Origin of the sequence: Citrobacter sp. Cf116 (genome assembly GCF_030336505.1) — a bacterium.
Classification (GTDB): domain Bacteria; phylum Pseudomonadota; class Gammaproteobacteria; order Enterobacterales; family Enterobacteriaceae; genus Citrobacter; species Citrobacter freundii.
In genome coordinates, this window is record NZ_JAOWEQ010000025.1 from 17,980 (window position 1) to 27,137 (window position 9,158).

18 protein-coding genes are annotated in these 9,158 nt (G+C 50.0%); 1 reads left to right on the plus strand and 17 read right to left on the minus strand.

The features are described from left to right. Positions 1-5: 5 nt before the first annotated feature. The 14 genes from rplE to rpsJ all read right to left on the minus strand — a co-directional run bounded on the left by rplE (position 6) and on the right by rpsJ (position 6,376). Positions 6-545: a 50S ribosomal protein L5 gene (gene rplE / locus OGV74_RS03360; RefSeq protein ID WP_003031123.1), complete on the minus strand. Its 540-nt coding sequence runs from the start codon at positions 543-545 to the stop codon at positions 6-8. Positions 546-559: 14 nt separating this feature from the next. Beyond that, positions 560-874: a 50S ribosomal protein L24 gene (gene rplX, locus OGV74_RS03365; RefSeq protein ID WP_003031122.1), complete on the minus strand. Its 315-nt coding sequence runs from the start codon at positions 872-874 to the stop codon at positions 560-562. A gap of 10 nt (positions 875-884) precedes the next feature. Further along, complete coding sequence (gene rplN, locus OGV74_RS03370) at positions 885-1,256, minus strand: 50S ribosomal protein L14 (protein ID WP_000613954.1); 372 nt, start codon at positions 1,254-1,256, stop codon at positions 885-887. Between the two features lie 163 nt (positions 1,257-1,419). Then, entirely contained in the window at positions 1,420-1,674 is a 255-nt protein-coding gene (gene rpsQ, locus OGV74_RS03375; RefSeq protein ID WP_003031120.1) for a 30S ribosomal protein S17, read from the minus strand. Beyond that, positions 1,674-1,865, minus strand: coding sequence for a 50S ribosomal protein L29 (gene rpmC / locus OGV74_RS03380; RefSeq protein WP_000644742.1), 192 nt, complete (start codon positions 1,863-1,865; stop codon positions 1,674-1,676). The genes rpsQ and rpmC overlap by 1 nt, the downstream gene beginning before the upstream one ends. Beyond that, positions 1,865-2,275 (minus strand): 50S ribosomal protein L16, encoded by a 411-nt coding sequence (gene rplP / locus OGV74_RS03385; RefSeq protein ID WP_000941208.1) that lies wholly within the window; start codon positions 2,273-2,275, stop codon positions 1,865-1,867. Before rplP ends, rpmC begins: the two co-directional genes overlap by 1 nt. Before the next feature lie 12 nt (positions 2,276-2,287). After that, a complete protein-coding gene (gene rpsC / locus OGV74_RS03390) occupies positions 2,288-2,989 on the minus strand; it encodes a 30S ribosomal protein S3 (protein ID WP_000529945.1) in 702 nt (233 codons plus the stop codon). Between the two features lie 17 nt (positions 2,990-3,006). Continuing rightward, positions 3,007-3,339, minus strand: a complete 333-nt coding sequence (gene rplV, locus OGV74_RS03395; RefSeq protein WP_000448832.1) for a 50S ribosomal protein L22 — start codon at positions 3,337-3,339, stop codon at positions 3,007-3,009. A 14-nt stretch (positions 3,340-3,353) separates the two neighbouring features. Further along, complete coding sequence (gene rpsS, locus OGV74_RS03400; RefSeq protein ID WP_001138115.1) at positions 3,354-3,632, minus strand: 30S ribosomal protein S19; 279 nt, start codon at positions 3,630-3,632, stop codon at positions 3,354-3,356. Positions 3,633-3,648: 16 nt separating this feature from the next. Beyond that, positions 3,649-4,470: a 50S ribosomal protein L2 gene (gene rplB, locus OGV74_RS03405; RefSeq protein WP_000301869.1), complete on the minus strand. Its 822-nt coding sequence runs from the start codon at positions 4,468-4,470 to the stop codon at positions 3,649-3,651. Between the two features lie 17 nt (positions 4,471-4,487). Then, a complete protein-coding gene (gene rplW / locus OGV74_RS03410; RefSeq protein ID WP_000617546.1) occupies positions 4,488-4,790 on the minus strand; it encodes a 50S ribosomal protein L23 in 303 nt (100 codons plus the stop codon). Next, positions 4,787-5,392 (minus strand): 50S ribosomal protein L4, encoded by a 606-nt coding sequence (gene rplD, locus OGV74_RS03415; RefSeq protein WP_003031119.1) that lies wholly within the window; start codon positions 5,390-5,392, stop codon positions 4,787-4,789. Before rplD ends, rplW begins: the two co-directional genes overlap by 4 nt. Before the next feature lie 10 nt (positions 5,393-5,402). Continuing rightward, entirely contained in the window at positions 5,403-6,032 is a 630-nt protein-coding gene (gene rplC, locus OGV74_RS03420) for a 50S ribosomal protein L3 (protein ID WP_003031117.1), read from the minus strand. A gap of 32 nt (positions 6,033-6,064) precedes the next feature. Beyond that, entirely contained in the window at positions 6,065-6,376 is a 312-nt protein-coding gene (gene rpsJ / locus OGV74_RS03425) for a 30S ribosomal protein S10 (protein WP_001181005.1), read from the minus strand. 379 nt (positions 6,377-6,755) lie between these two features. On the opposite strand from rpsJ, the gene OGV74_RS03430 reads away from it, so the two are divergent. Beyond that, entirely contained in the window at positions 6,756-7,223 is a 468-nt protein-coding gene (locus tag OGV74_RS03430; protein WP_049002893.1) for a prepilin peptidase, read from the plus strand. On the opposite strand, the gene bfr is transcribed toward OGV74_RS03430, so the two are convergent. The 3 genes from bfr to tuf form a co-directional block, all read right to left on the minus strand. Then, positions 7,220-7,696 carry a bacterioferritin gene (gene bfr, locus OGV74_RS03435; protein WP_003031113.1) on the minus strand — a complete coding sequence of 159 codons (477 nt, stop codon included), beginning with the start codon at positions 7,694-7,696 and terminating at the stop codon, positions 7,220-7,222. The genes OGV74_RS03430 and bfr overlap by 4 nt on opposite strands. A gap of 71 nt (positions 7,697-7,767) precedes the next feature. Continuing rightward, positions 7,768-7,962, minus strand: a complete 195-nt coding sequence (gene bfd, locus OGV74_RS03440; RefSeq protein ID WP_003031111.1) for a bacterioferritin-associated ferredoxin — start codon at positions 7,960-7,962, stop codon at positions 7,768-7,770. 185 nt (positions 7,963-8,147) lie between these two features. Beyond that, positions 8,148-9,158: elongation factor Tu (gene tuf / locus OGV74_RS03445; RefSeq protein ID WP_286520325.1), on the minus strand; the 1,011-nt coding region annotated here is incomplete at its 5' end.

Consider the following 9,158-nt stretch of genomic DNA (forward strand, 5'->3'; position numbering starts at 1 on the left):
CTACCTTACTTGCGGAACGGGAAGTCAAAGGCAGCCAGCAGAGCACGGCCTTCTTCATCAGATTTCGCAGTAGTGGTAATGGTAATATCCAAACCACGCACGCGGTCGACTTTATCGTAGTCGATTTCTGGGAAGATGATCTGCTCACGGACACCCATGCTGTAGTTACCACGACCGTCGAAAGACTTAGCGGACAAGCCACGGAAGTCACGGATACGTGGAACAGCAATAGTGATCAGGCGCTCAAAGAACTCCCACATGCGTTCGCCACGCAGAGTTACTTTACAGCCGATCGGATAGCCCTGACGGATTTTGAAGCCTGCAACTGATTTGCGTGCTTTGGTGATCAGCGGTTTTTGACCGGAGATTGCTGTCAGGTCAGCTGCTGCGTTATCCAGCAGTTTCTTGTCAGCGATCGCTTCACCAACACCCATGTTCAGGGTGATCTTCTCGACCCGAGGGACTTGCATGACAGAATTGTAGTTAAACTCAGTCATGAGTTTAGCGACTACTTCGTCTTTGTAGTAATCATGCAGTTTCGCCATCGTACTACTCCAAATTACTTGATAGTTTCGCTGTTAGATTTGAAGAAACGGACTTTTTTGCCGTCTTCGAATCTAAAGCCTACACGGTCAGCCTTGCCGGTTGCCGCGTTGAAGATAGCAAGGTTAGAGATCTGAATAGCTGCTTCTTTCTCTACGATGCCGCCTGGTTGGTTCAGGGCCGGAACCGGCTTCTGATGTTTCTTAACCAGGTTGATACCTTCAACAATGACCTTGCCGGAAGACAGGACATTCTTAACTTTACCGCGTTTACCTTTATCTTTACCGGTTAACACGATAACTTCGTCATCACGACGGATCTTCGCTGCCATGATTCGCTCCTTAGAGTACTTCTGGTGCCAGAGAGATAATTTTCATGAACTTCTCGTTACGAAGTTCACGAGTTACCGGCCCAAAAATACGCGTACCGATAGGTTGCTCGCTGTTATTGTTTAAAATAACGCATGCATTACCATCGAAGCGAATGACAGAACCGTCCGGGCGACGAACACCCTTCTTGGTGCGCACCACTACCGCCTTCAGCACATCACCTTTTTTGACCTTACCACGCGGAATTGCTTCCTTGATGGTGATCTTGATGATATCGCCGACGCCTGCGTAGCGACGGTGCGAGCCACCCAGAACCTTGATACACATTACGCGACGTGCACCGGAGTTGTCGGCGACGTTCAGCATAGTCTGTTCTTGGATCATTTTAGTGCTCCGCTAATGTCAACTACTACTGAGACCCGAAAATCAGGTCGTTAAAAAAGCCCCATATCGGGGGCGCGGCATTATAACACCGCTTCAACGATATGGGTAGAAAAAATAAACGGCTCATCGCTGAGCCGTTTATTCGTTGAGAATGCCTACTGTATTACAGAACGGCTTTCTCTACAACGCGAACCAGCGTCCAGGACTTAGTCTTGGACAGCGGACGGCATTCGCGGATTTCAACCACGTCACCAGTACCGCATTCGTTGTTCTCGTCATGTACGTGCAGTTTGGTCGTACGCTTAATGAATTTACCGTAGATCGGGTGTTTCACAAAACGTTCGATAGCAACAACGATGGATTTCTCCATTTTATCGCTAACAACGCGACCTTGCAGAGTACGGATTTTATCGGTCATTACGCACCCGCCTTCTCAGTCAGTAAAGTCTTAACGCGTGCGACGTCACGACGCACTTGCTTCAACAGGTGAGACTGTTGCAGCTGGCCACTTGCAGCCTGCATACGCAGGTTGAACTGCTCACGCAGCAGATTCAGCAGCTCGGTGTTCAGCTCTTCAACACTCTTCTCACGCAGCTCTTTTGCTTTCATTACATCACCGTCTTAGTTACAAAGGTGGTTTTAATCGGCAGTTTCGCTGCTGCCAGCTTGAATGCTTCACGGGCCAGCTCTTCCGGTACGCCGTCCATTTCATACAGGACTTTACCCGGCTGAATCAAGGCAACCCAATACTCCACGTTACCTTTACCTTTACCCATACGCACTGCCAGCGGCTTTTCAGTGATCGGTTTGTCCGGGAATACACGGATCCAGATCTTACCTTGACGCTTAACTGCACGGGTCATAGCACGACGTGCTGCTTCGATCTGACGGGCAGTCAGACGACCACGGCCAACAGCTTTCAGACCGAAGCTGCCGAAGCTAACATCCGCGCCAGCAGCCAGACCGCGGTTACGGCCTTTGTGCATTTTACGGAATTTTGTACGCTTTGGTTGTAACATCAGCGACGCTCCTTATTTACGGCCTTTACGCTGCTGCTTTTTAGGTTGAGCAGCCGGTTTTTCCGGTTGTTCAACAGCAGCCATACCACCCAGGATCTCGCCTTTGAAGATCCACACTTTAACGCCGATTACACCGTAAGTGGTGTGCGCTTCAGAGGTGTTGTAGTCGATGTCAGCACGCAGAGTGTGCAGCGGTACGCGACCTTCGCGGTACCATTCGGTACGTGCGATTTCCGCGCCGCCCAGACGGCCGCTAACTTCAACTTTGATACCTTTAGCGCCCAGACGCATTGCGTTCTGTACAGCACGCTTCATAGCACGACGGAACATAACACGACGTTCCAGCTGAGAAGTGATGCTGTCAGCAACCAATTTTGCGTCCAGTTCAGGCTTACGCACTTCGGCGATATTGATCTGAGCAGGAACGCCAGCAATATCCGCTACGACTTTGCGCAGTTTTTCTACGTCTTCGCCTTTCTTACCGATAACGATACCCGGGCGAGCGGTGTGAATGGTCACACGGATGCTCTTAGCCGGACGCTCGATAACGATACGAGATACAGACGCTTTAGCCAGTTCCTTAGTCAGGTACTGACGTACTTTAAAATCGCTGTCCAGGTTGTCAGCGAATTCTTTGGTGTTCGCAAACCAGGTTGAGTTCCATGGTTTTACAATACCCAGGCGAATACCATTAGGATGTACTTTCTGACCCATTGCTAGTCTCCAGAGTCTCAGCGATCGGACACAACCACAGTAATGTGGCTGGTGCGCTTCAGGATGCGATCTGCACGACCTTTTGCACGCGGCATAATGCGCTTCATGCTCGGGCCTTCGTCTACGAAAATTTTCGTAACTTTCAGATCGTCAATGTCAGCGCCATCGTTGTGTTCAGCGTTAGCAATGGCAGATTCCAGGACTTTCTTAACCAGTACAGCCGCTTTCTTATTGGTGTAGGTCAGAATATCCAGAGCCTGCGACACTTTCTTACCGCGAATCAGGTCTGCAACAAGGCGAACCTTCTGAGCAGAAGAACGAGCATGGCGATGTTGAGCTAAAGTTTCCATCTCTTCCTCCTACCTTATTTCTTCTTCGCTTTTTTATCAGCAGCGTGGCCGCGATAAGTACGAGTCGGTGCGAATTCACCCAGTTTGTGACCGACCATTTCGTCGGAAACAAATACCGGAACGTGCTGACGACCATTATGGACAGCGATGGTCAAACCGATCATGTTAGGAAAGATCGTTGAACGACGGGACCAAGTGCGCAGGGGCTTCTTGTCTCCGCTTTCCACCGCTTTCTCTACCTTCTTCAGCAAGTGCAGGTCAATAAAAGGACCTTTCTTGAGAGAACGTGGCATGGCTTATCCTCTAAAATTATTTGCTACGGCGACGTACGATGAATTTATCAGTACGCTTGTTGCTGCGGGTCTTCTTACCTTTGGTCTGAACGCCCCACGGAGTTACCGGGTGCTTACCAAAGTTACGACCTTCACCACCACCATGTGGGTGGTCGACTGGGTTCATCGCAGTACCGCGAACGGTAGGACGAACACCACGCCAGCGTGCAGCACCTGCTTTACCCAGAACGCGCAGCATATGCTCAGCATTGCCAACTTCGCCCAGAGTTGCACGGCAGTCTGCTTCGACTTTACGCATTTCACCAGAACGCAGACGCAGGGTGACATAAGCACCATCACGAGCAACGATCTGAACGTAAGTACCAGCGGAACGTGCCAGCTGACCGCCTTTACCTGGTTTCATTTCTACGTTATGAACGGTAGAACCAACCGGGATATTGCGCATCGGCAGGGTGTTACCTGCTTTGATTGCAGCATCAACGCCAGACTGAATCTGGTCGCCAGCTTTCAGGCCTTTAGGGGCCAGAATGTAACGGCGTTCACCGTCTTTGTACAGAACCAGCGCGATGTTCGCGGAGCGGTTCGGATCGTACTCAAGACGTTCAACAACTGCCGGGATACCGTCTTTGTTGCGTTTGAAGTCAACAATACGATAAGCCTGCTTGTGACCACCACCGATGTGACGAGTGGTGATACGGCCATTGTTGTTACGACCACCGGATTTGCTGTTTTTTTCAACCAGCGGAGCAAAAGGTTTGCCCTTGTGCAGCTCTGGGTTGACCACTTTAACAACGTGGCGACGACCCGGAGATGTCGGTTTACATTTAACAACTGCCATTGTATTACTCCTCCGACTTACTCAGCGCCGCCGACGAAGTCCAGATTCTGGCCTTCCTTCAGGGTGACGTAAGCTTTTTTCCAGTCGCTACGACGACCGATACGCTGTCCGTGACGTTTAACTTTCCCTTTAACTACCAGGGTGTTAACGACTTCGACTTCGACTTCAAACAGTTTCTGCACAGCAGCTTTGATTTCTGCTTTGGTCGCGTCTTTAGCAACTTTGAGAACGATGGTGTTAGTTTTTTCCATCGCAGTAGACGCTTTTTCAGAAACGTGCGGTGCGCGCAGCACTTTCAGCAGACGTTCTTCACGAATCATGCCAGCATCTCCTCAACTTGCTTAACAGCATCAGCAGTCATTACGACTTTGTCGAAGGCGATCAGGCTAACCGGGTCGATACCAGTTGCATCGCGTACGTCAACCTTGTGCAGGTTGCGCGCAGCCAGGAACAGGTTTTCGTCCAGCTCACCGGTGATGATCAGCACATCTTCCAGAGCCATGTCTTTCAGTTTCTGTGCCAGCAGCTTAGTTTTAGGCGCTTCTACAGAGAATGATTCGACAACGATCAGACGATCCTGACGTACCAGTTCGGACAGAATGCTTTTCAGCGCGCCGCGGTACATCTTTTTGTTAACTTTTTGACTGTGGTCCTGTGGACGAGCAGCGAAGGTCACGCCACCTGAACGCCAGATCGGGCTCTTGATAGAACCTGAACGCGCACGGCCGGTACCTTTCTGGCGCCACGGCTTTTTGCCTGAACCAGTTACTTCAGCACGAGTCTTCTGAGCACGAGTACCCTGACGAGCACCAGCTGCATAAGCAACAACAACCTGGTGAACCAGCGCTTCGTTGAAATCACGACCGAAGGTAGTTTCGGAAACAGTCAGCGCGCTCTGCGCGTCTTTCAATACTAATTCCATTGCTATCCCCTTACGCCTTCACAGCTGGTTTAACGATCAGGTCGCAACCGGTCGCACCCGGAACACCACCTTTAACCAGCAGCAGGTTGCGCTCAGCGTCAACACGTACTACGTCCAGGCTCTGAACGGTTACACGTTCGTTGCCCAGCTGACCTGCCATTTTCTTGCCTTTGAACACTTTGCCCGGAGTCTGGTTCTGACCGATAGAACCCGGAACGCGGTGAGACAAGGAGTTACCGTGAGTAGCGTCCTGGGTACGGAAGTTCCAGCGCTTAACGGTACCAGCGAAACCTTTACCTTTAGAGGTACCGGTTACGTCAACTTTTTTAACGTCAGCAAACAGTTCAACGCTAATGTTCTGACCAACGGTGTATTCTTCACCATCTGCCAGACGGAACTCCCACAGGCCGCGGCCAGCTTCTACGCCAGCTTTAGCAAAGTGGCCAGCTTCCGGCTTAGTTACGCGGTTAGCTTTTTTAGCACCGGTGGTAACCTGAACAGCGCGATAGCCATCGTTAGCCAGATCTTTAACCTGAGTAACGCGGTTTGCTTCAACTTCGATAACGGTTACTGGGATAGATACGCCATCTTCAGTGAAGATGCGGGTCATACCCACTTTTTTACCGACTAAACCAATCATTGTATCAACCTCTCAATCGCTCGATGACCTGATTAACCCAGGCTGATCTGCACGTCTACACCGGCAGCCAGGTCCAGACGCATCAGAGCATCAACGGTTTTTTCAGTTGGCTCAACGATGTCAACCAGACGCTTGTGAGTACGGATCTCGTACTGATCACGCGCGTCTTTGTTGACGTGCGGGGAGATCAGAACGGTGAAACGCTCTTTGCGGGTCGGCAGCGGGATCGGACCACGAACCTGCGCACCAGTGCGCTTGGCAGTCTCGACGATTTCCGCGGTTGATTGATCGATCAGACGATGATCAAACGCTTTCAAACGGATACGGATTCTTTGGTTCTGCATGAGACCAGAGCTCCAATTATTTTATAGACGAAATAGTTACTCCTCAAACCCATTACGATTGATGGGAGAGTGTAACCGTTCTTACAGAGTTCCCCGATTGGGAACATTGTCTGGTATTGCTTTCGCAGTACCGGTGGCTCATATCGAACCGCTGTCAATATTAGACAAGCCCGCGCATTATACGTAAATCTCAGTCTTAAGCAAGTGCCGCGTAGAAATTAATCACTCGTTCATAAATGCGGGCCTCCTTCCACTCTGATTGTATGTCCTGTGATGCAACGCGTTTTCCGTGGAAGAGAGCATCCATAACTCACATCCCGGACTTGTAGGGCCGGCGGGCTTACCCGAAGGTAAACTCTTTACCAAATGAGATTTGCCCATGTACATCGACCTCCCCTTTCTGCTGATTTATGTTTCGCTATCAGGGTTGCTCTTAGTCCATGACCTGCGTACCGGGTTGCTGCCCGACAAATTTACCTGCCCTCTTTTGTGGGGCGGTCTTATTTATCATCAGTGCTGCAGACCTGCACAGTTATCCGACGCGCTTTGGGGTGCCGTAGCGGGCTATGGGGTATTTGCTTTGTTCTACTGGGGGTATCGTTTGATATGCCGACAGGAAGGATTAGGCTTTGGTGACGTCAAATTTCTTGCTGCACTGGGCGCATGGCATCGCTGGGAATCATTGCCACTGTTGGTTTTACTTGCCACGGGCATGGCATGTTGTCTCACCGGGATTTCTTGCGTCCGTTACGGGAGACAGATGCTAAAAAACCCGCTGCCTTTTGGGCCATATCTGGCGGCTGCGGGTTTCGTTATTGGCTGGGTAAATCTGATACAGGGCGGTTAGTCACTGACTTTAATTTGCGATTGCAGATAATTTTGCAAGCCAAGTTTTGCAATCAGGTCCAGCTCAGTTTCGAGCCAGTCAATATGCCCTTCTTCTTCAGTCAGGATCTCGATCATCATGTCCCGGCTGACATAATCATGAACGCTATCGGCATAGGCAATGGCTTCACGCAGATCTTTCGCCCCATCCAACTCGAGTCGAAGATCGGATTGCAGCATCTCTTCAACGTCTTCGCCAATACCCAACTTGCCAAGATCCTGCAAGTTCGGGAGCCCTTCTAAGAATAAAATACGCTCGATATATTTATCAGCGTGTTTCATCTCATCGATAGATTCATGGTACTCAACATCATTGAGGCGAGTCAGTCCCCAGTTTTTAAACATACGAGCATGGAGAAAATACTGGTTGATCGCGACAAGCTCATTTCCCAATAGTTTATTGAGATAATTTATGATTTTAACATCACCTTTCATTTTATAGTCCCTCCGCTTCCACTCTTAGAGCGTAGATGGGGCTACAGGGATGTCAAAAAAAAGAGTGTGACTTAGGCGATCTCTTTAAATTCTGGCATTTGCGTTAATTCATCCTGCATGACTTCACGGGCAGCACGAATGCACTTACCGCATTGATTTCCTACAGGAATAAATTTACGTAATTGCTGAAAGGACTGAGGGTGAAACTGGCGAACAGCCTGACGTATTTTTTTATCACTTATCGCATTACACAAACAAACGTACATGATCGCTCCCGTTCAATTTCTGCGCAAAGTGTAAATGAGAATAGTTATGATTACAATAGCACAGCGCTATTTACGCGGCGGGAGAATGAATAAAAAATGCGAATAAATATGACAGCTACTAAATTGCAGGCAGCAAAAAGGGCGCCGAAGCGCCCTTTTTAAGCTCAAAGCTAATTAATCAATAATTAGCTCATTACTTTAGCAACAACGCCCGCACCAACAGTACGGCCGCCTTCACGGATTGCGAAACGCAGACCGTCGTCCATCGCGATCGGGTGGATCAGGGTAACAACCATTTTGATGTTGTCGCCCGGCATTACCATCTCTACGCCTTCCGGCAGTTCGATGATACCAGTCACGTCAGTAGTACGGAAGTAGAACTGCGGACGGTAGCCTTTGAAGAACGGAGTATGACGGCCGCCTTCGTCTTTGGACAGAATGTACACTTCAGATTCGAACTTGGTGTGCGGCTTGATAGAGCCCGGCTTAGCCAGTACCTGACCACGTTCGATTTCTTCACGTTTGATACCACGCAGCAGAACACCAACGTTCTCACCAGCACGGCCTTCGTCCAGCAGTTTGCGGAACATTTCAACGCCAGTACAGGTAGACTTAGCAGTCTCTTTGATACCAACGATTTCAACTTCTTCACCAACTTTGATGATACCGCGCTCTACACGACCGGTAACAACGGTACCACGACCGGAGATGGAGAATACGTCTTCGATAGGCAGCAGGAACGGCTTGTCAATCGCACGCTCTGGTTCTGGGATGTAAGAATCCAGGAAGCCAGCCAGTTCGATGATTTTCGCTTCCCACTCTGCTTCGCCTTCCAGCGCTTTCAGAGCAGAACCACGAACGATCGGAGTGTCGTCGCCCGGGAAATCGTACTGAGACAGAAGTTCACGAACTTCCATTTCTACCAGTTCCAGCAGCTCTTCGTCATCAACCATGTCGCATTTGTTCAGGAACACGATGATGTACGGAACGCCTACCTGACGACCCAGCAGGATGTGCTCACGAGTCTGCGGCATCGGGCCGTCAGTCGCAGCAACAACCAGGATCGCGCCGTCCATCTGCGCAGCACCGGTGATCATGTTTTTAACATAGTCGGCGTGGCCCGGGCAGTCTACGTGTGCGTAGTGGCGAGTCGGGGTGTCATATTCAACGTGAGAAGTGTTGATGGTGATACCACG

What these genes read in the sequence shown, in the direction of transcription:
- rplE (WP_003031123.1), bottom strand. Translation starts at nt 545, where the DNA reads ATGGCGAAACTGCATGATTACTACAAAGACGAAGTAGTCGCTAAACTC.
- rplX (WP_003031122.1), bottom strand. Translation starts at nt 874, where the DNA reads ATGGCAGCGAAGATCCGTCGTGATGACGAAGTTATCGTGTTAACCGGT.
- rplN (WP_000613954.1), bottom strand. Translation starts at nt 1,256, where the DNA reads ATGATCCAAGAACAGACTATGCTGAACGTCGCCGACAACTCCGGTGCA.
- rpsQ (WP_003031120.1), bottom strand. Translation starts at nt 1,674, where the DNA reads ATGACCGATAAAATCCGTACTCTGCAAGGTCGCGTTGTTAGCGATAAA.
- rpmC (WP_000644742.1), bottom strand. Translation starts at nt 1,865, where the DNA reads ATGAAAGCAAAAGAGCTGCGTGAGAAGAGTGTTGAAGAGCTGAACACC.
- rplP (WP_000941208.1), bottom strand. Translation starts at nt 2,275, where the DNA reads ATGTTACAACCAAAGCGTACAAAATTCCGTAAAATGCACAAAGGCCGT.
- rpsC (WP_000529945.1), bottom strand. Translation starts at nt 2,989, where the DNA reads ATGGGTCAGAAAGTACATCCTAATGGTATTCGCCTGGGTATTGTAAAA.
- rplV (WP_000448832.1), bottom strand. Translation starts at nt 3,339, where the DNA reads ATGGAAACTTTAGCTCAACATCGCCATGCTCGTTCTTCTGCTCAGAAG.
- rpsS (WP_001138115.1), bottom strand. Translation starts at nt 3,632, where the DNA reads ATGCCACGTTCTCTCAAGAAAGGTCCTTTTATTGACCTGCACTTGCTG.
- rplB (WP_000301869.1), bottom strand. Translation starts at nt 4,470, where the DNA reads ATGGCAGTTGTTAAATGTAAACCGACATCTCCGGGTCGTCGCCACGTT.
- rplW (WP_000617546.1), bottom strand. Translation starts at nt 4,790, where the DNA reads ATGATTCGTGAAGAACGTCTGCTGAAAGTGCTGCGCGCACCGCACGTT.
- rplD (WP_003031119.1), bottom strand. Translation starts at nt 5,392, where the DNA reads ATGGAATTAGTATTGAAAGACGCGCAGAGCGCGCTGACTGTTTCCGAA.
- rplC (WP_003031117.1), bottom strand. Translation starts at nt 6,032, where the DNA reads ATGATTGGTTTAGTCGGTAAAAAAGTGGGTATGACCCGCATCTTCACT.
- rpsJ (WP_001181005.1), bottom strand. Translation starts at nt 6,376, where the DNA reads ATGCAGAACCAAAGAATCCGTATCCGTTTGAAAGCGTTTGATCATCGT.
- OGV74_RS03430 (WP_049002893.1), top strand. Translation starts at nt 6,756, where the DNA reads ATGTACATCGACCTCCCCTTTCTGCTGATTTATGTTTCGCTATCAGGG.
- bfr (WP_003031113.1), bottom strand. Translation starts at nt 7,696, where the DNA reads ATGAAAGGTGATGTTAAAATCATAAATTATCTCAATAAACTATTGGGA.
- bfd (WP_003031111.1), bottom strand. Translation starts at nt 7,962, where the DNA reads ATGTACGTTTGTTTGTGTAATGCGATAAGTGATAAAAAAATACGTCAG.